At 61.2% G+C, this 22277-nt stretch carries 24 protein-coding genes, 1 tRNA gene and 1 pseudogene; 6 read left to right on the top strand and 20 right to left on the bottom strand.

What is annotated here, in order from left to right:
* Window positions 1–337: 337 nt before the first annotated feature.
* The 4 genes and pseudogenes from ACMGGN_RS03005 to ACMGGN_RS02990 all read left to right on the top strand — a co-directional run bounded on the left by ACMGGN_RS03005 (window position 338) and on the right by ACMGGN_RS02990 (window position 4857).
* The gene (locus ACMGGN_RS03005; protein WP_046787983.1) at window positions 338–1690 is read left to right on the top strand and encodes an APC family permease; all 1353 of its coding nucleotides are present in this window, start codon (window positions 338–340) and stop codon (window positions 1688–1690) included.
* A gap of 66 nt (window positions 1691–1756) precedes the next feature.
* Window positions 1757–2965 (top strand): annotated as a pseudogene (locus tag ACMGGN_RS03000) (HAMP domain-containing protein); the annotation flags it as partial.
* A 102-nt stretch (window positions 2966–3067) separates the two neighbouring features.
* On the top strand, window positions 3068–3823 hold the full coding sequence (locus ACMGGN_RS02995) for a methyl-accepting chemotaxis protein (RefSeq protein WP_371928101.1): 756 nt from the start codon (window positions 3068–3070) through the stop codon (window positions 3821–3823).
* Window positions 3824–3897: 74 nt separating this feature from the next.
* A complete protein-coding gene (locus ACMGGN_RS02990) occupies window positions 3898–4857 on the top strand; it encodes a cation diffusion facilitator family transporter (protein WP_414156453.1) in 960 nt (319 codons plus the stop codon).
* Window positions 4858–4919: 62 nt separating this feature from the next.
* Here ACMGGN_RS02990 and ACMGGN_RS02985 read toward each other — a convergent pair.
* From ACMGGN_RS02985 to ACMGGN_RS02900, 18 genes are all read right to left on the bottom strand, one after another.
* Window positions 4920–4995, bottom strand: a tRNA-Lys gene (locus tag ACMGGN_RS02985).
* Window positions 4996–5056: 61 nt separating this feature from the next.
* Window positions 5057–5731: a 7-cyano-7-deazaguanine synthase QueC gene (queC, locus tag ACMGGN_RS02980; RefSeq protein ID WP_046787980.1), complete on the bottom strand. Its 675-nt coding sequence runs from the start codon at window positions 5729–5731 to the stop codon at window positions 5057–5059.
* Window positions 5732–5747: 16 nt separating this feature from the next.
* Entirely contained in the window at window positions 5748–6395 is a 648-nt protein-coding gene (gene queE, locus ACMGGN_RS02975; RefSeq protein WP_046788079.1) for a 7-carboxy-7-deazaguanine synthase QueE, read from the bottom strand.
* A 159-nt stretch (window positions 6396–6554) separates the two neighbouring features.
* Entirely contained in the window at window positions 6555–7370 is an 816-nt protein-coding gene (gene ybgF / locus ACMGGN_RS02970; protein WP_046787979.1) for a tol-pal system protein YbgF, read from the bottom strand.
* 6 nt (window positions 7371–7376) lie between these two features.
* Window positions 7377–7874, bottom strand: coding sequence for a peptidoglycan-associated lipoprotein Pal (pal, locus tag ACMGGN_RS02965; RefSeq protein ID WP_115274062.1), 498 nt, complete (start codon window positions 7872–7874; stop codon window positions 7377–7379).
* A gap of 54 nt (window positions 7875–7928) precedes the next feature.
* Window positions 7929–9200: a Tol-Pal system beta propeller repeat protein TolB gene (tolB, locus tag ACMGGN_RS02960; RefSeq protein WP_046787978.1), complete on the bottom strand. Its 1272-nt coding sequence runs from the start codon at window positions 9198–9200 to the stop codon at window positions 7929–7931.
* Between the two features lie 26 nt (window positions 9201–9226).
* A complete protein-coding gene (gene tolA / locus ACMGGN_RS02955) occupies window positions 9227–10303 on the bottom strand; it encodes a cell envelope integrity protein TolA (protein WP_414156452.1) in 1077 nt (358 codons plus the stop codon).
* The gene (tolR, locus tag ACMGGN_RS02950) at window positions 10303–10755 is read right to left on the bottom strand and encodes a protein TolR (protein WP_039603824.1); all 453 of its coding nucleotides are present in this window, start codon (window positions 10753–10755) and stop codon (window positions 10303–10305) included. The genes tolA and tolR overlap by 1 nt, the downstream gene beginning before the upstream one ends.
* Before the next feature lie 14 nt (window positions 10756–10769).
* Window positions 10770–11465, bottom strand: a complete 696-nt coding sequence (gene tolQ, locus ACMGGN_RS02945) for a protein TolQ (protein ID WP_010952367.1) — start codon at window positions 11463–11465, stop codon at window positions 10770–10772.
* A gap of 2 nt (window positions 11466–11467) precedes the next feature.
* On the bottom strand, window positions 11468–11920 hold the full coding sequence (gene ybgC, locus ACMGGN_RS02940; RefSeq protein WP_012315817.1) for a tol-pal system-associated acyl-CoA thioesterase: 453 nt from the start codon (window positions 11918–11920) through the stop codon (window positions 11468–11470).
* 125 nt (window positions 11921–12045) lie between these two features.
* Complete coding sequence (ruvB, locus tag ACMGGN_RS02935; protein WP_012315818.1) at window positions 12046–13092, bottom strand: Holliday junction branch migration DNA helicase RuvB; 1047 nt, start codon at window positions 13090–13092, stop codon at window positions 12046–12048.
* Window positions 13089–13706 (bottom strand): Holliday junction branch migration protein RuvA, encoded by a 618-nt coding sequence (gene ruvA, locus ACMGGN_RS02930; protein ID WP_161872650.1) that lies wholly within the window; start codon window positions 13704–13706, stop codon window positions 13089–13091. Before ruvA ends, ruvB begins: the two co-directional genes overlap by 4 nt.
* Window positions 13707–13815: 109 nt before the next feature.
* Window positions 13816–14340 carry a crossover junction endodeoxyribonuclease RuvC gene (gene ruvC / locus ACMGGN_RS02925; protein ID WP_012315820.1) on the bottom strand — a complete coding sequence of 175 codons (525 nt, stop codon included), beginning with the start codon at window positions 14338–14340 and terminating at the stop codon, window positions 13816–13818.
* Window positions 14341–14535: 195 nt separating this feature from the next.
* A complete protein-coding gene (locus tag ACMGGN_RS02920) occupies window positions 14536–15282 on the bottom strand; it encodes a YebC/PmpR family DNA-binding transcriptional regulator (RefSeq protein WP_012315821.1) in 747 nt (248 codons plus the stop codon).
* 111 nt (window positions 15283–15393) lie between these two features.
* Window positions 15394–17169: an aspartate--tRNA ligase gene (gene aspS / locus ACMGGN_RS02915; protein ID WP_012315822.1), complete on the bottom strand. Its 1776-nt coding sequence runs from the start codon at window positions 17167–17169 to the stop codon at window positions 15394–15396.
* Window positions 17170–17264: 95 nt separating this feature from the next.
* Window positions 17265–17486, bottom strand: coding sequence for an FmdB family zinc ribbon protein (locus tag ACMGGN_RS02910; protein WP_046787975.1), 222 nt, complete (start codon window positions 17484–17486; stop codon window positions 17265–17267).
* A 93-nt stretch (window positions 17487–17579) separates the two neighbouring features.
* A complete protein-coding gene (locus ACMGGN_RS02905) occupies window positions 17580–17909 on the bottom strand; it encodes a ribbon-helix-helix domain-containing protein (protein WP_046787974.1) in 330 nt (109 codons plus the stop codon).
* Between the two features lie 189 nt (window positions 17910–18098).
* Window positions 18099–18572: a Dps family protein gene (locus ACMGGN_RS02900; protein ID WP_012315825.1), complete on the bottom strand. Its 474-nt coding sequence runs from the start codon at window positions 18570–18572 to the stop codon at window positions 18099–18101.
* Between the two features lie 282 nt (window positions 18573–18854).
* Between ACMGGN_RS02900 and ACMGGN_RS02895 the strand changes: the two genes are divergently transcribed.
* Window positions 18855–19448 (top strand): cold-shock protein, encoded by a 594-nt coding sequence (locus ACMGGN_RS02895; protein ID WP_161872651.1) that lies wholly within the window; start codon window positions 18855–18857, stop codon window positions 19446–19448.
* A gap of 39 nt (window positions 19449–19487) precedes the next feature.
* Here ACMGGN_RS02895 and ACMGGN_RS02890 read toward each other — a convergent pair whose 3' ends face one another.
* Both ACMGGN_RS02890 and ACMGGN_RS02885 read right to left on the bottom strand, forming a co-directional pair.
* Window positions 19488–19694 carry a SlyX family protein gene (locus tag ACMGGN_RS02890; RefSeq protein ID WP_039602955.1) on the bottom strand — a complete coding sequence of 69 codons (207 nt, stop codon included), beginning with the start codon at window positions 19692–19694 and terminating at the stop codon, window positions 19488–19490.
* Window position 19695: 1 nt separating this feature from the next.
* Window positions 19696–20115, bottom strand: a complete 420-nt coding sequence (locus tag ACMGGN_RS02885; RefSeq protein ID WP_237860880.1) for an HIT family protein — start codon at window positions 20113–20115, stop codon at window positions 19696–19698.
* A gap of 758 nt (window positions 20116–20873) precedes the next feature.
* Between ACMGGN_RS02885 and ACMGGN_RS02880 the strand changes: the two genes are divergently transcribed.
* The gene (locus tag ACMGGN_RS02880) at window positions 20874–22157 is read left to right on the top strand and encodes an OprD family porin (protein WP_174142332.1); all 1284 of its coding nucleotides are present in this window, start codon (window positions 20874–20876) and stop codon (window positions 22155–22157) included.
* The last annotated feature ends 120 nt before the right edge of the window (window positions 22158–22277 follow it).

Below are 22277 nucleotides of genomic sequence, written 5' to 3'. Positions count from 1 at the left end.
CGAACATTTCGGCTAATAAATCGATAAATATTTCAATTTAGTAACATCTTGTCATGTTTAACTTGACAGCCACCTACCCATCGTTTTTTATTTTCACCGCCTTGCCCAGCGCCACCCACGAAGAAGAACAGACGCGCCGTCATGATGCCTCACCGCCCCTGCCCGCACGCCCCACCTTCCTAGCCCAGGCTCTGCCAGCTCGCCCCCGGCGCATCGCCTGCGCCTACCTCTGCTCCGACAATAAAGGTGAACAACATGGAGCCCACCCGCTCGCCATTGCCGCATGCGCAATACAACCCGCCAGCCGTTCACGCCCAGCCGCAGGAGCCACGCCAGCATGCAGCCTGACCACAGCGCCACCGGCAACGGTCAACTCCGCAAAACCCTGCGCCTCTGGCACGTGATCATCATCGGCCTGGCTTACCTGACGCCGATGACCGTGTTCGACACTTTCGGCATTGTCTCGGGGATTACCGCAGGGCATGTGCCCAGCGCCTACATCCTGGCGCTGACCGGCATCCTGTTCACTGCCGTGAGCTACGGCACCCTGGTGCGCCGCTTCCCTCAATCGGGTTCGGCCTACACCTACACACAACGCGCCATCAACCCGCATGTGGGCTTTCTGGTCGGCTGGTCGTCGCTGCTCGATTACCTGCTGCTGCCGATGGTCAATGCCTTGTTGGCCAAGCTCTACCTGTCGGCCATGTTCCCCGAGGTGCCGGAGTGGATCTGGGTAGCGGGCTTCGTCACCCTGATCAGCCTGATCAACATGCGCAGCGTCAACCTGGTGGCACACTTCAACCTGCTGTTCGTGGCCGTGCAGGTGGCGATCATCGCTGTGTTCATCTACCTGTGCGTGCGTGGCCTGGACCAGGGTGAAGGCCTGGGTACCGCGTGGAGCCTGCTGCCGTTCGCCGACAGCCAGACCCAGTTCAGCGCCCTGGCGGCCGGTGCGACCATCCTGTGCTTCTCGTTCCTGGGCTTCGACGCCGTGACGTGCCTGTCCGAGGAAACCCGCGACCCGGCCAAGACCATCCCACGGGCGATCTTCCTGACCGCACTGATCGGCGGCCTGGTGTTCATAACCGTGTCGTACTTCATCCAGGCCTACTTCCCGACCATGGCACGCTTCCATGACCAGGAAGCGGCCCTGCCGGAAATTGCCCTGTACGTGGGTGGCAAGCTGTTCCAGTCGATCTTCATCGCCTGCACGGTGATCAACACCATCGCTTCGGGCCTGGCCTCGCAGACCAGCGTCTCGCGCCTGTTGTATGTGATGGGGCGTGACAAGGTGATCCCGGCCGGCATCTTTGCTCGCCTGCACCCACGCTACAAAACACCGGTGCTGAACATCGCAGTGGTCGGGCTGATTTCCCTGTCGGCGATCTTCTTCGATCTGGTTACCGCCACCTCAATCATCAACTTCGGAGCACTGGTGGCGTTCAGCTTCGTCAACCTGTCGGTGATCAACCACTGCTATGTGCGTGAAGGCAATCGCCAAGGGCTGGCGAACAAGCTCATGTACCTGGTACTGCCGACCATCGGTTTCTGCATCATCGTGTCGCTGTGGCTAGACCTTAACGAACACTCGCTGATGTTCGGCGGGGTATGGGCGCTACTTGGCCTGGTGTACCTGGCCTGGCTGACCAAGGCCTTCACTGCCGCCCCCCCGAACTACGTTGCCGAATGACACTTGCCCTCTACACCGCCCGCGCCTGAACGCGGGCGTTGTCCTTGCACGAAAAGGAAAGCTCTCATGCCGCTGCGTCGCCTTTCTATCCAGTGGAAGATCACCTTGCTCGCCGGCCTGTGCCTGCTGGCCATCGTCGCGCTACTGGTGGCCACCTCGCTGACCCAGGCACAGCGCAGTGCAGCCTTGGTCAGCCAGGCCAACAGTGAAATGCTCGACCACAGCGCGCGCCTGCGCCTGCAGGCCCTCGCCGAAACCCAGACCCTGCGCATTCAGCGCTACTTCATGGACGCCTACCAGTACGCGAACGGTTTTACACGCCTGGTTCAGGTACTCAAAGCCCACGGTGGCAGCGACCTGCGCGCCGAACTGACCCACCAGGCACGCGCCAGCCTGGCGGGCAACCCGGACCTGATCGGGCTTTATGTGGTGTTCCAGCCCAACGCCCTGGACCACCAGGACAGCCAGTTCGTCGCCCAGGAGGCAGTCGGCAGCAACGACAGCGGGCGCTTTTCGCTGTACTGGTCGCAGCCCAGCCCGGGCAACCTTGAGCGGGAGGCCATGCCTGAAGCGATGCTGGCCGACAGCACGGTTGGCGCCAACGGGGCGGCACAGAACCGCTGGTTGACCTGCCCTCAGGAAACGGCCAAGGCCTGTGTGGTCGAGCCCTACCTCGACGAGGTCAATGGCCGCCAGGTACTGATGACGAGCATCGCCCTGCCCCTGCTGGAGGGCGGCAAGGTAGTAGGTGTAGTGGGCCTGGATATCGGCCTGGACAACCTGCAGCAGTTGAGCCTGGACGGCCGCCAGGAGCTGTTCGATGGCCAGGGCCAGGTGAGCATCGTCAGCACTACCGGCTTGCTGGCCGGGCACAGCCGCGACGCCAGCAAGCTGGGCACTGTCCTGGACAACGACGTGGCGCAGGGCCTGTTGCGCGTCGGCCGCCCGTTCGCCCCGATCCCCGGCGCCGCTCCCTGGCAGGTACTGCTGGAGCTGCCCGAAGCTGTGCTTCAAGCACCCGCCGCCGCTCTCAATCAGAGGCTGAGCGAACACAACCAAAGCGCCAATCTGACCAGCCTGCTGATCGGCCTGGGTGCCGCGATCGTCGGCCTGCTGCTGGTTTGGCTGACCGCACGTGGCGTGACCCGGCCGATTCTGGCCGTAGCCGCACGCCTCGAGGATATCGCCAGCGGTGAGGGCGACCTGACCCGGCGCCTGGACTACGCGCGCCAGGACGAGCTGGGCCAGTTGAGCGGCTGGTTCAACCGCTTCCTCGACAAGCTGCAACCGGTGATTGCCCAGGTCAAAGGCTCGCTGCTCGAAGCCCGCGGCACCGCCGATCAGTCCGCTGCCATCGCCAGCCAGACCAGCAGCGGCATGCAGCAGCAACAGCGCGAGATCGAGCAGGTGGCCACCGCCGCCAACGAGATGAGCGCAACTGCCCAGGATGTCGCCCACAACGCGGCGCAAGCCGCCCAGGCAGCACGTGGCGCCGACCAGGCGAGCCGCGAAGGCCTGCAACTGATCGCCAGCACCCGCCAGGCGATTGACAACCTGGCAGTCGGGATGGATGCCGCCATGGACGAGGCCCGCGCACTCGAGCAGCGCAGCGAGCAGATCGGCTCGGTACTGGAGGTGATCCGCGCCATTGCCGAGCAGACCAACCTCCTGGCCCTCAACGCCGCCATCGAAGCGGCCCGCGCTGGCGAGGCCGGGCGGGGTTTTGCCGTGGTGGCCGACGAGGTACGCAGCCTGGCGCAGCGCACCCAGGTGTCGGTGGAAGAAATCCGCCAGGTCATCGAAGGGCTGCAGCAAGGCACCCAGGATGTGGTCGGCGCCATGCATGATGGCCAGAAACAGGCGCAGGCCAGCGCCTTGCAGATGGAACAGGCACTGCCTACGCTGCAGCGGATCGGTGAAGCGGTGGCGGTGATCAGCGACATGAACCTGCAGATCGCTTCGGCGGCTGAAGAACAGAGCGCGGTGGCCGAGGAAGTGAACCGTAACGTGGCCGGTATCCGCGATGTGACTGAATCGCTATCGGGCCAAGCTGATGAGTCGGCGCGCATCAGCCAAGCGCTGAACCGCCTGGCCAATCAGCAGCAGGCTTTGATGGAGCAGTTTCGCGTTTAGCCCGTACGGGCCCAATTACCGGCTACCGGCGATTGGGCCCGTACAGGCACCCACCTTTTGAAAGAGTTTTACCCATGGAAACACCCAACAAATCCCCCTTCTTCGACCTTGCCAGCGAACAGGGCCTGCTACGCACTTCGATCGCCGTCACCCTGTTCATCGCCACCATCGGCATTGCCTTCGGCCTGGCGTCCGGCTCGTTCTCGATCATTTTCGACGGTGTCTACTCGCTGGCCGACGCAGGCATGAGCGGCCTGTCGCTGGTGGTGGTCAAGCTGATCACTACGCACGCCACCAGCCGGCACGTGTCACGCAAGCTGCGCGAGCGCTTCACCATGGGCTTCTGGCACCTGGAGCCGATGGTGCTGGCGCTCAATGGCATCCTGCTCAGCGGTGTGGCGCTCTACGCCCTGATCAACGCCGTCAGCAGCCTGCTCGAAGGCGGACGCCACCTGGAGTTCGGCATCGCCATGGTTTATGCGGCGCTGACCGTGATCGCCTGCGCGACCATCGCTGCAGTCGAAGCGCGGGCCAACCGCGAGCTGAACTCGGATTTCGTGGGCATGGACGTCAAGGGTTGGGTGATGTCGGCCAGCATCACCGCAGCGTTGCTCATCGCCTTCTGCTTTGGCTTTGCCGTGCAGGGCACGCAGTGGGAGTGGGTATCGCCGTACATCGACCCGGCGGTGCTGGCGCTGGTGTGCCTGGTCATCATCCCCTTGCCGCTGTCGGTGGTGCGCCAGGCCATGGCGGATATCTTTTTGGTGACACCTGGCGACCTGATGCTGCACGTGGATGAGGTGGCCGGTGCGTTCGTGGCACGCCACGGACTGGAATCCTATCGGGCTTACGTGGCCAAGGTCGGCCGCTCTCGGGAAATCGAGCTGTATTTCATCGTGCCCAAGCACCTTCCAGCCAAAAGCATTGAAGAGTGGGATGCGCTGCGCTGTGAAGTCGGTGATGCGATTGGCGGTGAGGGACCGGATCGCTGGTTGACGGTAGTGTTTACCGCAGACCCTGAGTGGGCTGAATAAGGAGGGGCAAGAACGACAAAGCCCGCCACCGTTTCCGGTAGCGGGCTTTGACTTACAGCGTATGGTGGGTCGTGTAGGATTCGAACCTACGACCAATTGGTTAAAAGCCAACTGCTCTACCAACTGAGCTAACGACCCGTTGGATGGCGCGTATAATACTGATTTCTAACGGGAAATCAACACCCCATCAAAACTTTCTTCAAAAATAACGGGTTGGGTCGTCTACCCCGGCGGCCTTGAAGCCGTCGGCGCGCAGGCGGCAGCTGTCGCACTTGCCACAGGCGCGGCCCTCATCGTCGGCCTGGTAGCAGGAGACCGTCAGGCTGTAGTCCACGCCACGGGCCATACCGGCCTGTACGATCTGCGCCTTGCTCATGTTCTGCAGTGGCGCCTGGATCCGGAAGCCCTGCCCCTCGACACCGGCCTTGGTCGCGAGGTTGGCCATGCGTTCGAACGCTTCGACGAACTCAGGGCGGCAATCGGGGTAGCCCGAGTAGTCCACGGCATTGACGCCGATGAAGATGTCGCGCGCCTGCAGCACTTCTGCCCAGCCCAGAGCCAACGACAGGAATACGGTATTGCGTGCCGGCACATAGGTCACCGGAATACCTTCGCCCGGGGTTTCCGGCACATCGATGCTGCTGTCGGTCAGTGCCGACCCCCCGATGCCATCAAGGTTCAAGCCAATGACCTTGTGCTCCACGACGCCCAGGTCACGAGCGACTCGCGCAGCAGCGTTCAATTCAGCACGATGGCGCTGGCCATAGTCGAAGCTCATGGTGTAGCAACTGTAGCCTTCGGCCTTGGCCATGGCGACGACAGTGGCCGAGTCGAGGCCGCCGGACAGCAGGATTACTGCTCGTTTCTCAGTCATGTACTTTTGCTCCTAATCAACGTCCGGGCTCGTCGTTCCACAGCAGCTTGTGCAGCTGCAGCTGGAAACGCACAGGCAAGTTGTCGGCAACGATCCAGTCGGCCAGGTCACTGGCCTTCACCTGGTGATGGCTTGGCGAAAACAGCACTTCACCGGCGCGCTCGGCAAGGTTGTACTGAATCAGCTTGGAAACCGCCCAGTCATAGTCCTCGCGTGAACAGATGACGAACTTGACCTGATCATTGCCGGTCAAGTGCTCAATGTTCTCGTAGAGGTTGCGGTGGGACTCTTCAGAGCCCGGGGTCTTGAGGTCGACCACGCGGCTGACGCGAATATCGGTAGCCGAGATATCCAGGGCACCACTGGTTTCGAGCGAAACCTCATAGCCGGCATCGCACAGGCGCTGCAACAGTGGCAAGGCATTCGGCTGGGCCAGTGGCTCGCCGCCAGTCACGCACACATAGCGTGGCTTGAAGCCGGCCACCTGTTCCATGATCGAATCCAGGCTACGCACAGTACCGCCACTGAAGGCGTAGGCACTGTCGCAGTATTGGCAGCGCAGGGGGCAACCGGTCAGGCGCACGAATACCGTAGGCAGCCCAGCCGTGCGTGTTTCACCCTGCAAAGAGTAAAAGACCTCGGTGATACGTAATGTGTCTTGCATGATCGCCACGGGCGTGACAGCTAAACAGGCTGTCCGCCTCCGTCAGGCACTGTCGCGGACTCGACATGGCGTTATCCGCAGCAGCGTGTTTAAGAAAAAGGGCAATGATTCTAACGAAAAAACCCGCGCCTGGCGCGGGTTTCTTTTGAACGGTGCTACTTAGAGCTTCTGCAGGTCACGCTGCGCCAGCTGAGCGGCGGATGTGCCGGGGTACTGGGTGATGACTTGCTGCAGGATGCCCTTGACCTTGTCGGTATGGCCCATGCGGCGCTCGACGTCGGCCAGCTTGTACAGGGAGTCCGGTACCTTGCTGTGCTTGGGGTACTTCTGGCTGACCTGGGCAAAAGCCTGGCTGGCACTTTGCAGGTCACCCTTGGCCAGGTTCACCTCACCCAGCCAGTACTGGGCGTTGCCTGCGTACTGGCTGTTCGGGTACTTGCGCAGGAAGGCGCCGAACGCCTGGCTGGCCTTGTCGAAGTCCTTCTGCTTGATCAGGTCGAAAGCCGCATCGTAATAGAGCTTCTCTTTCGCAGGATCAGCCGGCTCGCTGTTGGCGGCCGGTTGCTGTGCAGCAGCGCCAGCGGCGCCTGCTGCTGCACCGGCGGCGGCATCGGGTGCACCACCGGTGGAGGAATTATCGGGGGTCGCGGCAGGCGCGCCACCACTGTTGATGCGGCGATCCAGATCCTGGTAACGCTCCAGGCTTTCCTGCTTCATGCGGGCGACATCGTTTTGCAGCTCTTCGATGATGCCTTGCTGGCGGGATATCTGGTCCTGCATCTGTTGCAGCTGCATGAACAGCTGGCCCTGTGCTGAGGCAGGGGTAGAAGCCCCTGCCCCGGCATAGGCGCCGCTCGTGCCATAACCCGAAGGTGGGTAAGCACCTGCGTTGTCATCTACTACAGGAACCGCAGCCCACGCCGAAAGCGGAAGGCTGAGTGCGAGGACGGTTACAGCACGACGGCACATACGCATAAGAACTTACTTACGCAGTTCTACGCGGCGGTTCTGAGCCCAGGACTGCTCGTCGTTGCCGGTGGCAACTGGACGCTCTTCGCCGTAGGAGACCAGTTCCAGCTGAGCAGGGGAAACACCCTGCAGAACCAGGTAGCGCTGAACGGCTTTGGCACGACGCTCGCCCAGAGCCATGTTGTACTCGCGAGTACCGCGCTCGTCGGTGTTGCCTTCCAGAACAACACGGCTGCCGTTGGACTTCAGGTCCTTGGCGTGAACGTCCAGAGCGCGCATGGCTTCTGGCTTCAGGTCCGAGCTGTCGTATTCGAAGTAGAAGGTGGTGATTGCGCGCAGGGCGGCTTCTTCGCTCAGGGAACCGTCAACAGCGCCAGTGTTGGCACCGTAGCCAGCGTTAGGGTCAACAGCGCCTTCGCCAGCGTTGTCACCGCCCTTCGAGGAGCAACCTACAGCTACAGCCATGGCCAGAGCCAGCGCAGCAAATTTACCAAACTTCAGCATTTCCATCGTGAAACTCCTAATGAAACCCCAGTGTGTTAAGCAAAACGTATTACGCCGCAATCAGTTCAGGTAAGGGGACCAGGACGGTTCTCTGACTTCGCCTTGAGCGGTAGGAAGTGGGAGCCTCACGCGGCCATTAAGCGACACGAGCATCAAGACTCCCCGGCCCTGCTGGCGGGTGGCGTAGATTAGCATGGTGCCGTTTGGCGCAACAGTGGGAGACTCATCAAGACTTGTTTCCGAGAGAATCTTTACACTTCCTCTTTGCAAGTCCTGTGCCGCCACTTTGAAGTTGGTGAAACCCTGCTGACGATGGATCATTACCAGCGTCTTTTCGTCCGCCGAAAGTTTCGGGTTGGCGTTGTAGTTACCTACGAACGTCACACGCTCGGCGCTACCACCACTGACCGACTGTTTGTAGATCTGCGGCTTGCCGCCACGGTCGGAGGTGAAGTACAGGGTGTTGCCATCCTTGCCCCAGAACGGCTCGGTATTGATACCCGGGCCGGCAGTGACACGGCTGATCTGGCGCGAAGCCACATTCATCACGTAGATGTCCGGGTTACCGTCCTTGGACAGCACGAATGCCAGGCGCGAACCATCCGGCGACCAGGCCGGAGCACCATTGAGGCCTTCGAAGTTGGTGACCTGTTCGCGGCGGCCGGTGTCGATGTGCTGGATGAAAATGCGCGGCCGCTTCTGCTCGAACGAGACATAGGCGATACGCTTGCCATCCGGCGCGAAACGCGGCGACAGGATAGGCTCACGCGACTGCAGCAAGGTCACTGCACGCGCACCATCGTAGTCCGAACGCTGCAGGGTGTAGCGGGTATTGTTGGTCGAGAAGCGCTCGGCGGTCACGTACAGCATGCGGGTGGAAAACGCACCCTTGATGCCGGTGAGCTTCTCGAACGACTGGTCGGCGATGTAGTGCGACATGTCGCGCAACTGGTCGACGCTGCCGGCAACGCTGCCGGTCAGCACTTGCTGCTCGGTGGCGACGTTGAACAGTGCGTACTGCACCTGCAGGCGAGCGCCCGACGGCACGATGCTGCCGACCATCACGTACTGGGCGCCCAGGGCTTTCCAGTCACGGAAGATCACTTCGCTGGCCTGGGTAGGCTGGCTGATCATGTTCTGCCGTGGGATGGGCGCGTAGTAGCCAGAGTTGCGCAGGTCATTGCCGATGATATCGGCCATGTCTTCCGGCAGCACACTGCCACCCTGCAGACCGAACGGCACTACCGCGATGGGCGTTGCCCGATCGCTGCCGCTGGTGACCAGGATGTTCTTTTCCTCTGCCATGGCCATGCCTGCCACGCAGCACAGCATGACCAGCAGTCCTCGAAGGAGTTTAATCACAACGCTAGATCCTCAGGTGTAAATGTCATCTTGAACGAACGGTACGGATTGAACTCGTTCGGCTTCAAGCCCTGCATTTCGGTCAGACGACCGATGTTCTTCACTGCTGCCACCGCAGAACTGTCGAACGGACCGTCGCCACTGGAGCGCGACACGCTGACACTGGTGATGGTGCCATCGGGCAACATGTTGATCTGCAGGACTACCGTCATGCCCTTGCGCGCAGAAGGTGGACGCGCCCAGCCTTCGGCCGCGCGCATGCGGATCAGGTCGTCGAAGTCGCCGGCCACCTGGTCACCCTGCTCGTCGGCCAGCGCCTGCTGCCGCTCGGTGGTATCGGACAACAGCTCGGCCAGGGCCTGGGCTTTCTTGTCTTCTGCCGCCTTGCGGGCCGCCTCCTGTGCCTTTTTCTTCTGGGCATCTGCAGCGGCCTTTTTCTTGGCCTCTTCAGCTGCCTTCTTCTTCGCGTCCTCGGCCGCCGCTTTCTTCTTGGCGTCCTCGGCCGCTTTCTTCTTGGCCTCCTCGGCTGCCTTCTTCTTGGCATCCTCGACGGCTTGTTTCTTGGCCTCTTCGGCCGCCTGCTTCTTGGCCTCTTCCTCAGCCTTTTTCTTGGCGATGTCGGCCTGCTGCTTTTCAGCGGCTTTCTTCGCTTCGTCGGCCTTCTTGGCTTCAGCGGCTTTCTTGGCCTCGGCGGCCTTGGCAGCGTCTTCTGCCTTCTTCGCCTCGGCGGCTTCGCGAGCCTCCTCGGCCTTTTGAGCGGCATCGGCTTTCTTTTGTTCCGCAGCCTTTACGGCCTCCTGCTCGACCTTCTTCTGTTCCAGCTGCTCGACTTCGGTCTGACGCGACGCGGTTTTTTTCGCTTCCCCGGCAATCTTCTGATTGGTCTGGGTGGTCGCCTGACTCTTGGACTTGAGCTGATACAGCGTAGCCTGAACGATCGGCTTGGAAGGCGGCAATTCTGGCGTCATGGCAAAACTGACGAACAGCAATGCGAACACAAGCACATGCAGGCCGATGGCCCAGACACTGGGCCAGAAGTAGCTTTCCGAGGCGGATGGCTCTCGCTGTTGCATCAGGGCGCCTCGGTAATCAGGCCAACGTTACCGACACCGGCCTTCTGCAACCCGCCCATGGCACCCATGACCGCGCCGTAGTCGACAGCCTTGTCGCCACGAATGAAGACCTGGGTCTGCTTGCCCTGGTCGCGACCGGCGGCAATGATCTTGGTCACTGCACCGGTCATTTCGGGCAAGGTCATGGCCTTGTCCATCTGCTTGTCGGTGTCGACTTCGCTGCCCAGGTTCCAGTAATAGGTCTTGTCGGCCTTGATGGAGATGGTGAGGATCTGGACATTGTTGTCCTGCGGCAAGGCTTCGCTGGAAACCTTGGGCAGGTCGACCTTCACGCCCTGATTGAGCATGGGAGCGGTCACCATGAAGATGACCAGCAGCACCAGCATCACGTCGATGTAGGGCACCACGTTCATCTCGGCGACCGGCTTGCGTTTGTGGCGAACTCGGGCCATGGGTTTGTACCTGATTACTCTTCGCTGGTGTGCACTTTGCGGTGCAGGATCGCCTGGAACTCGTCGGCGAAGGTGTAGTAACGACCGATCAGCACTTCGCTGCGCGCGGCGAAACGGTTGTAGGCGATAACCGCCGGGATTGCCGCGAACAGGCCGATGGCGGTGGCGATCAGCGCTTCGGCGATACCCGGGGCCACGGTGGCCAGGGTCGCCTGCTGGGCGCTGGCCAGGCCGCGGAAGGAGTTCATGATGCCCCACACGGTACCGAACAGGCCGATGTACGGGCTGGTCGAACCGACGGTGGCGAGGAACGGCAGGCTCTGCTCGAGTTTTTCTTCCTCACGCGAGATGGCTACGCGCATGGCCCGGCCAACGCCTTCCATGACCGCGTCGGGGTCCACACCCGGCTGCTGGCGCAGACGCGAGAACTCCTTGAAACCGGCCCGGAAGACCTGCTCCACGCCCGAATCAGGGTCCGGGTTGCTGCCTGCCTGACGGTACAGCTTGGACAGGTCGATACCCGACCAGAAGCGTTCCTCGAAGGCATCCAGCGCACGACGACCGGCGCGCAGCATGGTGCTGCGCTGGAAGATCATGATCCATGAGGTGACCGAGGCGGCCACCAGGGTCAGCATTACCAGCTGTACCACCACGCTGGCATTGCTGACCAGACTCCACATGGAGGTATGGTCGACGACGTTAGCTTCCACGCTTATTCTCCTGCATTCGATTGAGTACCCGAGCCGTCCGCCACAAAGGCGTCGCGCAGCTTGGGGGGTATGGCTCGGGGTTTGAAAGTGTCGGCGCGTACGGCGGCCACCAGGAACTGCCCTTCGCAGAGCAGCGTTTCATCCTTTTCCCGCCAGACCTGCTGCACGAAACGCAGGCTGGCGCGATTGAGTTCAAGTACTTGCGCGGTCACCCGAAGTTCGTCGTCCAGGCGCGCCGGCGCGTGATAGCGCGCTTCGCTCGAGTGGACCACGAACAACAGGTTCTCCCCGGCCAGTTGCTGCTGGGAAAACCCCAGGTGCCGCAGGCGCTCGGTCCGCGCGCGCTCCATGAATTTCAGGTAGTTGACGTAATACACCACGCCACCGGCATCGGTATCTTCGTAATAGACGCGACAACGGTGTGCGAAAGGTTCCAGGCCATTTTGCGCGCGCATACTCTAGTGCTTACTCCTCAGCTTGCCAATCCGCTGCGGCAACTGTTTTTTCTTCATTAATGTCGTATTGCCAGCGCACCTGAGGCATGCCAGCGGTAGGACCACGAAAAGCGGGTTTCGATCTGTCATTCATCGCCTGCTTCGGAAAAATCTGCCCCCTCACCCAGGCGCCCGGGAACATTCAGGCCAAAGTGCAGGTAGGCGTGCCGAGTGACCACACGACCACGGGGCGTACGCATGATATAGCCCTGCTGAATCAGGTAGGGTTCGAGCACATCCTCGATGGTATGACGCTCCTCGCTGATCGCTGCCGCCAGGTTATCCACCCCCACCGGGCCACCATCGAACTTCTCGATCATGGTCAGCAGCAGGCGGCGGTCGGAATGGTCGAAACCACGCTCATCGACGTCCAGCAGGTTGAGCGCCAAATCAGCCACTGCCTTGGTGATCTGCCCTTTGCCGCGCACCTCGGCGTAGTCACGCACGCGGCGCAGCAAGCGGTTGGCGATACGCGGCGTACCGCGGGCACGGCGGGCGATTTCGTAAGCCCCCTGGTCCTCGATGACCAGCCCCAGAATGTTGGCCGACCGGCTGACGATGGTCGCCAGGTCCTTGTCGCTGTAGAACTCAAGGCGCTGGACGATACCGAAGCGGTCGCGCAGCGGGTTGGTGAGCATACCGGCGCGGGTTGTGGCCCCCACCAGGGTGAAGGGCGGCAGGTCGAGCTTGATCGAGCGGGCAGCCGGGCCTTCGCCGATCATGATGTCGAGCTGGAAGTCCTCCATGGCCGGGTACAGCACCTCCTCGACAACCGGAGACAACCGGTGAATCTCGTCGATGAACAGCACGTCATGCGGTTCGAGGTTGGTCAGCATGGCTGCCAGGTCGCCCGGGCGCTCGAGAATCGGCCCCGAGGTACTCTTGACCGATACGCCCATTTCCTGGGCGATGATATTGGCCAGGGTGGTTTTGCCCAACCCTGGCGGGCCGAAGATCAGGGTGTGGTCGAGCGATTCATTGCGCCCCCGCGCAGCCTGGATGAACAGCGCCATCTGCTCGCGCACCACCGGCTGGCCGATGTATTCGTCCAGGCGCAGCGGGCGGATGGCACGGTCCTGGACTTCTTCGCGGTCGCGGCCACTGGCGGCAATCAGGCGGTCGGCTTCGATCACTTGGTAATCATCCCTTTGAGGCTGCGACGGATCAGCTCCTCACTGCCAAGGCCCGCCTTGTCCTTGATCGCGGATACTGCCTTGCTGGCTTCCTGCGGCTTGTAGCCCAGGGAAATCAAGGCACTGACGGCATCGGCCTCGGCGGTGGAGGCGCTGCTGACCGGTACCGGACCATCCGATACAAGCGTGAACATGGCGGGCGAGGTTTCCCAGGCCTTGAAGCGGTCCTTGAGCTCGACCAGCAGGCGCTCGGCAGTCTTCTTGCCGACGCCAGGCACACGCACCAGCGCCGATGTGTCCTGCGCCTGTACGCAACGCACCAATTCGTCGGCCTCAAGGCTCGACATCAAGGCCAGCGCCAGCTTCGGGCCCACGCCATTGAGGCGGATAAGCTCGCGGAACAGCTCGCGCTCGCGCTTCTCATGGAAGCCATACAGCAGGTGGGCATCTTCGCGAACCACCAGATGGGTATGCACGGTTACCGTTTCGCCAACTTTCGGCAGGCGGTACAGGGTGGTCATGGGCACTTCAAGCTCATAGCCCACGCCGTTGACGTCGATAATCAGGTGCGGCGGTTGCTTTTCCGCCAGGGTGCCGCGCAAACGTCCAATCACGTTTCGATCCTTCCTCTCGGGGAGCCGATCAAAGACCGCTCAACCCTATCAGCAAATACGTCGGGTGAACGTGCCACCCGGACAAAATGTGTATCAGCTCATGAAGCAGCTACAGACGCAAGCGCCCACCGCGCCGCCGCGCCGTGGCCAGGCCGTGCGGCACCAGGCTGGAACGGGTATGGGCATGGCACAAGGCAATCGCCAGGGCATCAGAGGCATCGATCTGTGGCTTCTGGGTCAGCTTGAGCAGGTGCATGACCATCAGCATCACCTGCTCCTTGTTAGCCCCACCGGTGCCGGCCACGGCCTGCTTGACCTGAGTCGCACTGTATTCGGCGATTTCCAGGCCGGCCTCGGCGGCGGCGACGATGGCCGCGCCGCGAGCCTGGCCGAGCTTGAGCGCCGAGTCGGGGTTGCGCGCCATGAACACGCGCTCGATGCCCATGGTCACAGGGCCATGCTGGGCAATGATTTCACTGACACCGCGAAAAACGATCTGCAAGCGCTCGTGCAGCTCGCCGCTGCCGGTACGGATACAACCCGACGCCACGTACTCGCAACCACGGGCAGTCTGGCGCACAACGCCATAACCGGTGATGCGCGAGCCGGGGTCGATACCAAGAATCAGAGTCATAACGCCTGTCGTGTAGGGGGATGCTTGAAAGCCTGAGCTCAATTCAAGGCTATTGGGGCCGCTGCGCAACCCATCGCCGGCAAGCCGGCTCCCGCAGGCACAGCGCAACTCTCGGCGGGTGCGCTTACCTGTGGGAGCCGGCTTGCCGGCGATGGGCCGCGCAGCGGCCCCAATTACAACCTTGCTGGCGACACCTTAGCCGAGTTTTTCCATGATCTCGTCGGAAATCTGCGCATTGGAATAGACGTTCTGCACGTCATCCAGGTCTTCGAGCATGTCGATCAGCTTGAGCACTTTCTCCGCCCCCTCCTGATCCAGCTCGGCACTGGTGGTCGGCTGCATGACGATTTCCGCATCCGCGGCCTTGAAGCCGGCCTCCTCCAGGGCATTACGCACGGCATAGAAGCTGTTGAACGAGGTGAACACCTCGAACGAACCGTCTTCGTTGGCCACGACATCGTCGGCGTCGGCTTCCATGGCGGCTTCCATCAGGGCATCTTCGTCCACACCCGGCGCGAAGCTGATCTGCCCCTTGCGCTCGAACAGGTAGGCCACCGACCCATCGGTACCGAGGTTGCCGCCACACTTGGTGAAGGCATGCCGCACGGCGGCTGCGGTACGGTTGCGGTTGTCGGTCATGGCCTCGACCATGATCGCCACCCCGCCCGGGCCGTAGCCCTCGTAGCTCAGCTCTTCAACGTTATCGCTTTCGTTGGTGCCGGCACCACGGGCCACGGCGCGATCGATGATATCGCGGCTCATGTTGGCACCCAGGGCCTTGTCCAGCGCCAGGCGCAAGCGCGGATTGGAGGCCGGATCGCCACCACCCTGCTTGGCAGCGACGGTCAGCTCACGGATCCACTTGGTGAAGATCTTGCCTCTCTTGGCATCCTGGCGCTCTTTGCGGTGCTTGATGTTCGCCCACTTGGAATGACCAGCCATAACGACTCCAAACTCTTGAAACACAAACAATTGCGCCCCGAGAGGGGCGCAACGACAAATTCCTGCGCCGAAACGCAAAGGCGCATCCATCTGGATGCGCCCGGGGCCCACTTACTCGACCTTGGTCTGTTCGCGCAGGCGGATATGCAACTCGCGCAGGGCCTTGGCATCAACCAAGCCCGGAGCCTGAGTCATGACGCACGCGGCGCTCTGGGTTTTCGGGAAGGCAATCACTTCACGGATCGACTGGGCACCAGTCATCAGCATGACCAGGCGGTCCAGACCGAAGGCCAGGCCACCGTGAGGCGGTGCGCCGAACTTCAGGGCGTCGAGCAGGAAGCCGAACTTCTCTTCCTGTTCTGCCGCTTCGATACCCAGCAGGCGGAATACCGCCTGTTGCATCTCTTTGCGGTGGATACGGATCGAACCGCCACCCAGCTCGGTGCCGTTCAGGACCATGTCGTAGGCACGCGACAGCGCGGTGGCCGGGTTGGCCTCGAGCTCTTCGGGGGTGCACTTGGGCGCGGTGAACGGGTGGTGCAGGGCAGTGAAGCTGCCGTCTTCGTTCTCTTCGAACATCGGGAAGTCGACGACCCACATCGGCGCCCACTCGCAGGTCAGCAGCTCGAAGTCGTGGCCCAGACGGATACGCAGCGCGCCCAGGGCCTCGCTGACGACTTTGAACTTGTCAGCGCCGAAGAACACGATGTCGCCGTCTACCGCACCTACGCGATCGAGAATCACGTTGAGGTTGGCTTCAGGGATGTTCTTGACGATCGGCGACTGCAGGCCTTCAACGCCCTTGGCGCGCTCGTTGACCTTGATGTACGCCAGGCCGCGGGCGCCATAGATGCCGACGAACTTGGTGTACTCGTCGATCTTGCTGCGCGGCATGCTGGCGCCACCTGGCAGGCGCAGCGCGGTAACGCGGCACTTCGGATCGTTGGCCGGGCCTGCGAAGACCTTGAAGTCGACATCTTTGAGCTGGTCGGCAACGTCTACCAGTTCCAGCGGGTTACGCAGGTCTGGCTTGTCGGAACCGTAGCGGCGCATGGCTTCTTCGAAGGTCATGTGCGGGAATTCGCCGAATTCCAGGTCCAGGACTTCCTTGAACAGCTTGCGGATCATGCTTTCGGTCAGGCCCATGATCTCGGACTCATCGAGGAAACTGGTCTCGATGTCGATCTGGGTGAACTCCGGCTGACGGTCAGCACGCAGGTCTTCGTCACGGAAGCATTTGGCGATCTGGTAGTAGCGGTCGAAGCCGGCGACCATCAGCAGCTGCTTGAACAGCTGAGGCGACTGCGGCAGGGCGAAGAAGCTACCGGCGTGGGTACGGCTGGGCACCAGGTAGTCGCGCGCGCCTTCTGGCGTGGCACGGGTAAGGATCGGCGTTTCGACGTCGAGGAAGCCGTTCTCGTCCAGGAAGCGACGGATGCTGCTGGTGATGCGCGAACGCAGGCGCAGCTTGTCGGCCATTTCCGGGCGACGCAGGTCGATGAAGCGGTAGCGCAGGCGGGTTTCCTCGCCGACGTCAGAGTACTCGTTCAGCGGGAACGGCGGGGTTTCCGCTTCGTTGAGCACGTTCAGCTGGTAACCGAGAATTTCGATGGCACCGGAAGCCATGTTGGCGTTCACCGCACCGTCAGGGCGCTTGCGCACCTTGCCGGTGATCTGCACCACGTACTCGCTGCGCACGCGGTCGGCCGCTGCGAAGGTTTCGGCGCGATCGGGATCGAAGACGACCTGGGCCATGCCCTCGCGGTCACGGATGTCGAGGAAGATCACCCCGCCGTGGTCGCGGCGACGATGGACCCAGCCGCAAAGGGTGACTTCCTGGCCGTCCAGGCTCTCGTTCAGTTGGCCGCAATAATGGCTGCGCATCATGATGGTGGTTTCGCTTCTCGTGATTCGTGTATTCGATGGAGGCCTTGGCCGCCCCAGGGGGCTAATACTGCAAGACCCGGCTACTGCAATTCAACTCAGTCGGCCTTGTCGCCGCCTGCCAGATTCTTTTTCGCCCCGGTCTTGAAGTCGGTTTCGTACCAGCCGCTACCGCTCAGGCGAAAGCCAGGGACCGACAACAGCTTCTTCAATGCCGGCGCCTGGCAGGCCGGACAGTCGGTCAGCGGCGCTGCGCTGATCTTCTGCAACGCTTCCATCCGGTGATCGCAGGATGCACATTGATAGTCATAAAGGGGCATGGGTGTCTCTCGTCAACCATTACGCAGGCTGCCCGGGGCAGCAAAAAGCGGGATTATATATGGTTAACAGGCACTGCGCAGCCCGCCTGGCGATCAGCGCACACTGGGCGGCTCCTGCAGCCAGGCAACACAGATCACCCGGATCAGGCCGCTGAAGTTGCGCACCCCACCCTGGCGCAGGTGCACCTCGCGATCCACATAGGAAAGCACGGCACTGACGGAGCACTCATTGGCCTCGGCGATGCGCTCGAGGATGCGCCAATAGACCGCTTCCAGGCGCAAACAGGTGGAAAACCCGTTGAGCCGGACCGAGCGCGATACCGGCTGAATCTGCATCATGTCGAAATCCGCCTTGAACGGATCAATGCACTGCTTGCCCAGGCAGCGCCCTTTGCCTACTACACGCTTGCTCGCTTGCATCATGCGCCCACATCCTCGCCACAGGTATTTTTCCCTGCACCGCAAGACAGGCACGGGCGCAGGAACCAGAGGCTCAATGAAGCGCGTACAGCCGGACGCAAAGCAGCGGCAAAGCCTTCCCGCACAAACGGAAAAGCCCGGTGAGCGTCACTCGACCGGGCTTGGCAGGCCGCTATTTATACAAGCGACCGATCATTTACCGTCAAGCAGCACTCGCAGCATCCAGGCAGTTTTCTCGTGTACCTGCATACGCTGGGTCAGCAGGTCTGCAGTCGGCTCGTCACTGACTTTGTCCACTACCGGAAAAATACTGCGGGCGGTACGCACGACCGCCTCCTGCCCCTGGACAAGCTGATGGATCATCTCGTCCGCTGCGGGCACCCCTTCCTCTTCCTTGATGGACGAATGCCGCGCATAAAAAGCATAGGAACCCGGCGCGGGGAAGCCCAGGGCGCGAATCCGCTCGGCGATGGAATCGACCGCCAGCGCCAGTTCGTTGTATTGCTCTTCGAACATCAGGTGCAGGGTACGGAACGAAGGACCGGTGACGTTCCAGTGAAAGTTGTGGGTTTTCAGATACAGCACATAGGTATCCGACAACAGGCGGGACAGCCCTTCGACGATGGACTTGCGATCTTCTTCACTGATACCGATATCGATTGCCATGAAGTTCCCCTTTTTCATATGGCTTGATGATGATCAAGCGGGCCCCACACACTGTATCAATACTTGGCGCCACGCGCCCATGACGCAGGGCAACTCATCGCCGACAGCCACCTGCGGTTTGAGAAGGCCCCGCGTTTGCTGTTAAATAGGCACCGTGCCACCCGTGCGTGCTGTCATTGCCGGGTGCATAGGCTGGCCCAACATGTGTTCGCGCCCTACACCTCATGCGCACCGTGTCGCCAGCTCTTCCTGTGATCGGCCTTATCAATTGCGAGCCAACCCATGTTCAAGATCGTCCATCTGTTGACGGGCGCTGCAGCTTTGCTGCTATCGCTCATACCCAGCCTGAAATACGACGCAACACCCTTCCTGCAGCAACCGGACGCGGTCTACCTGGCCCTGCTCGGCCTGCTCAACCTGCTGCTGGCACCTGTCGTGCCGCTGTACTACCGCGGCGCCCGCCAGCAATTGCAGCACCTGGCCTGCGCCCTGCTGGTGGTGGCCGTGGTCCTGCAAACCCTGACCTTGCTGGCCCGCCCCGAAATGGGCAACCTGGCGGCATTGGTCTGCGCAGGCCTCGCCGTCATTCTGCACCTGGCCGCAGGCTTGGCCCGCAGCCCCAGAAAAAACCGGCCAAGCCAGGGCGCGCCGCTGGAGACCGGCATGCGCGATACCGGCACTGTGAAGTGGTTCAACACCTCTAAAGGCTTTGGATTCATTTCCCGCGATTCGGGTGACGATATCTTCGTCCACTTTCGCGCCATTCGCGGCGAAGGCCATCGCATCCTGGTCGAAGGCCAGCGCGTGGAGTTTTCGGTAATGCACCGCGACAAGGGCCTGCAGGCCGAAGATGTGGTCGCGGTAACCCGCCGCTGACCCTTTGCAGCCCTGGGGCAAGCCCAGGGCTGGCACCAATCAGTAATGAGGTGGCGGCGCTTCCTCACCCTCACTGCCATACTGGCCGACCATTTCCTCGTAACGCTTGATCAACTCGGCCATCTGCAACTGCAGACGCTGAATCACCCGCCCCTGCTCGACCACCACGTCGTTCAACTCCTGAATGGTATCGTCCTGAAACGCCTGACGGGTTTCCAGTTCGACAATGCGCGATTCCGGCGACATGTCAGGCCTCCTCATATGCATCATTGAGCAGGGCGCGCAGGCGCTGGCGAATGGCATCGACCTGCCCCGCCCCGTATTCGACAGGGGGCACCTTGCCCCAGACCGGCGCCGGCCAGGCGGCATCCCCATGGCGACGGACAATCACGTGCATGTGCAGCTGGCCGACCACATTCCCCAGCGTGGCAACGTTCATCTTATCCGCCGCGAACTCGCCCTTGAGCGCTTCGGCCAGGCAGGTTGTTTCTTTCCACAGCTGCGCCTGATCGTCCTGGCTCAGGTCGAACAGTTCGCTCACGCCGGCACGCTTGGGCACCAGGATGAACCAAGGGTAATTGGCATCCTTGCTAAGCAGCAGACGGCACAGCGGAAAATCCCCAAGAATCAAAGAGTCCTGCTGCAAACGCGAATCCATCTCAAACACTGAAAACCTCCACCAACGAAAGGGCCCCGGCGTGCGGGTCAATGCCGCAAGGATACCCTGCTTCGTCTGCGCAAGCATGCTGCACGCCCTCTGGCTGCACCCTTATAGCTCAGGAATTGATCAGGCTGCACAGGGGCGGTAACACATCGCTACTTTTCGCACCAAAATGAGGCCGCAAACGAGTACACCACTACGCATCGACACACACAAATGACTCAACTTGAACAGTGGGCGGTAACACCTTGACTTGCAAGGCAGCTTTTTAGTTTGCAACCGGACTGCGGCCCGGCACACCGCCAGACGGGGGCCGGCCTGTATTTACGGGCACTTTCGAGCTGCGCCGGCGGAATTTGTGAAAATTTCATGAACCGTTGTTAATTTTGAGCACGCTTGTTGCATTCTCCCCACACCAAGTCGGCACGACATCTGCATAAAGCGATGGACGCAACAAATAACAACAGCCGCTTTGGATCCACCAGGGAGTTTCCCCAACCGAAATCGATAGTTACAGAATCGTTACGGTGACAGGAACAGCGCTGGCGTTGTACGGACCGATTAATCGGGGCGTGATTTGCGACATGGAACTACCTGAAAGCGACATGGCCGTAAACTTCTCGAAACGTTGTATATGCCCATATCGCCAACAACAGTCTGCGTGCTATACATTTCCGCCGACATAACAAGAAAGAGCTGCCCCATATAACTAAAAGACTTGGGCGCAGCGGTACTCTTCCTAAAAACCAAAGGAGCAAATCACGATGCGCGTGATGAAGTGGAGCATGATCGCCCTGGCCGTTTCGGCAGGGACCTCGCAGCTGGCCTTTGCCTCTGCACAGGACGAATCCAAGGGTTTCATCGAAGACAGCCAGCTGAACGTCAAGACTCGCATGCTGTACTTCAGCCGTGACGCTCGCAACAATGATCGGGACCCTATTACCGGCGATCGCCAGAGCCGCACGGAAGAAACCGGCCTCGGTTTCCTCGGCACCTTTGAATCGGGCTTCACCCAAGGCGCTGTAGGCTTCGGCGTCGATGCCATCGGCATGCTCGGCCTGAAACTGGACAGCGGCAAAGGCCGTGCCGGTACCGGCCTGTTCCCGGAAGGCTCCGACGGCCGCTCGCAAGACGACTACTCCGAAGCCGGCGGCGCTGTGAAAATGCGCTTCTCCAACACTGTGCTGAAGTACGGTAACCAGTTCACCGCCCTGCCGGTATTCGCTACCGACGACAGCCGACTGCTGCCGGAAGTTGCCGAAGGCACCTTGATCACCAGCGACGAGATCGAAGGCCTGACCCTGCACGCCGGCCACTTCACCGGCATGAACGCCCAGGCCCAGACCTACCGCGACAGCCTGCGCCTGACTGAAGCCAACATCGTCGGTGGTACCTATGCCCTGACCGACAGCCTCAGCACCAGCCTGTACTACTCCAAGGTCGAAGACTACTGGCGCAAGTACTACGGCAATGTCAACTGGGCACTGCCGATTTCGGACAAGCAAGGCCTGGTGTTCGACTTCAACATCTATGACACCAAGAGCGAAGGCAGCGCCCTGTACAAAGCGTACGACGGCGACAAGCTCGACAACACCGCTTTCAGCCTTTCGGCTGCGTGGAATATCGGCGCTCATACCTTCACCATCGTGCATCAGCGCGTTCACGGTGATGGTGACTACGGTTATGGCGTCGACGGCGGCGGCACGGTCTTCCTGGGTAACTCCGTTGCACGTTCCGACTTCAACGCTGAAGACGAGAAGTCCTGGCAAGCCCGCTACGACCTGAACTTCGCTGAGTTCGGCGTACCCGGCCTGACCTTCATGACCCGTTACGTGCGCGGTACCGACGCCAATGTCGAAGGCACCACCAACGGCAAAGAATGGGAACGCGACATCGACATCAAGTACGTGATGCAGGAAGGCCCCGCCAAGGACCTCAGCTTCCGCGTCCGTCAGGCCACCTACCGCTCCTCCGACGGCGTCTACTACGGCTCCCCGTCGCTGGACGAACTGCGCCTGATCGTCGAGTACCCGCTGAGCATCCTGTAAGCCACGCTTATAGTGCCCCGCACCTGAAAAAGCCCGGCACGCTTGCCGGGCTTTTTCTTGGCTGACATTTGCCACGCCCTGGGGCATCCTGTACGCCTTCGTTTCGCCCCCGTACAATGC

The sequence above is a fragment of the Pseudomonas sp. BNK-30 genome, from assembly GCF_047456185.1.
In the GTDB taxonomy this organism is placed as follows: Bacteria; Pseudomonadota; Gammaproteobacteria; order Pseudomonadales; family Pseudomonadaceae; genus Aquipseudomonas; species Aquipseudomonas putida_E.
This window is presented reverse-complemented; position numbering and strand designations above follow the sequence as displayed.

Bases quoted from the DNA above. Each gene is read 5' to 3' on its own strand.
- ybgC (WP_012315817.1), bottom strand. From the start codon at position 11,920: ATGCGCGCGCAAAATGGCCTGGAACCTTTCGCACACCGTTGTCGCGTC.
- ACMGGN_RS02990 (WP_414156453.1), top strand. From the start codon at position 3,898: ATGGAAACACCCAACAAATCCCCCTTCTTCGACCTTGCCAGCGAACAG.
- queE (WP_046788079.1), bottom strand. From the start codon at position 6,395: ATGCAAGACACATTACGTATCACCGAGGTCTTTTACTCTTTGCAGGGT.
- ACMGGN_RS02880 (WP_174142332.1), top strand. From the start codon at position 20,874: ATGCGCGTGATGAAGTGGAGCATGATCGCCCTGGCCGTTTCGGCAGGG.
- aspS (WP_012315822.1), bottom strand. From the start codon at position 17,169: ATGATGCGCAGCCATTATTGCGGCCAACTGAACGAGAGCCTGGACGGC.
- ACMGGN_RS02920 (WP_012315821.1), bottom strand. From the start codon at position 15,282: ATGGCTGGTCATTCCAAGTGGGCGAACATCAAGCACCGCAAAGAGCGC.
- ACMGGN_RS02995 (WP_371928101.1), top strand. From the start codon at position 3,068: ATGCAGCAGCAACAGCGCGAGATCGAGCAGGTGGCCACCGCCGCCAAC.
- ACMGGN_RS02905 (WP_046787974.1), bottom strand. From the start codon at position 17,909: ATGATGCAAGCGAGCAAGCGTGTAGTAGGCAAAGGGCGCTGCCTGGGC.
- tolA (WP_414156452.1), bottom strand. From the start codon at position 10,303: ATGCAACAGCGAGAGCCATCCGCCTCGGAAAGCTACTTCTGGCCCAGT.
- ruvC (WP_012315820.1), bottom strand. From the start codon at position 14,340: ATGACTCTGATTCTTGGTATCGACCCCGGCTCGCGCATCACCGGTTAT.
- ACMGGN_RS02895 (WP_161872651.1), top strand. From the start codon at position 18,855: ATGTTCAAGATCGTCCATCTGTTGACGGGCGCTGCAGCTTTGCTGCTA.
- tolR (WP_039603824.1), bottom strand. From the start codon at position 10,755: ATGGCCCGAGTTCGCCACAAACGCAAGCCGGTCGCCGAGATGAACGTG.
- ACMGGN_RS02910 (WP_046787975.1), bottom strand. From the start codon at position 17,486: ATGCCCCTTTATGACTATCAATGTGCATCCTGCGATCACCGGATGGAA.
- ACMGGN_RS03005 (WP_046787983.1), top strand. From the start codon at position 338: ATGCAGCCTGACCACAGCGCCACCGGCAACGGTCAACTCCGCAAAACC.
- queC (WP_046787980.1), bottom strand. From the start codon at position 5,731: ATGACTGAGAAACGAGCAGTAATCCTGCTGTCCGGCGGCCTCGACTCG.
- ACMGGN_RS02890 (WP_039602955.1), bottom strand. From the start codon at position 19,694: ATGTCGCCGGAATCGCGCATTGTCGAACTGGAAACCCGTCAGGCGTTT.
- pal (WP_115274062.1), bottom strand. From the start codon at position 7,874: ATGGAAATGCTGAAGTTTGGTAAATTTGCTGCGCTGGCTCTGGCCATG.
- ybgF (WP_046787979.1), bottom strand. From the start codon at position 7,370: ATGCGTATGTGCCGTCGTGCTGTAACCGTCCTCGCACTCAGCCTTCCG.
- tolB (WP_046787978.1), bottom strand. From the start codon at position 9,200: ATGCTGTGCTGCGTGGCAGGCATGGCCATGGCAGAGGAAAAGAACATC.
- ACMGGN_RS02900 (WP_012315825.1), bottom strand. From the start codon at position 18,572: ATGGCAATCGATATCGGTATCAGTGAAGAAGATCGCAAGTCCATCGTC.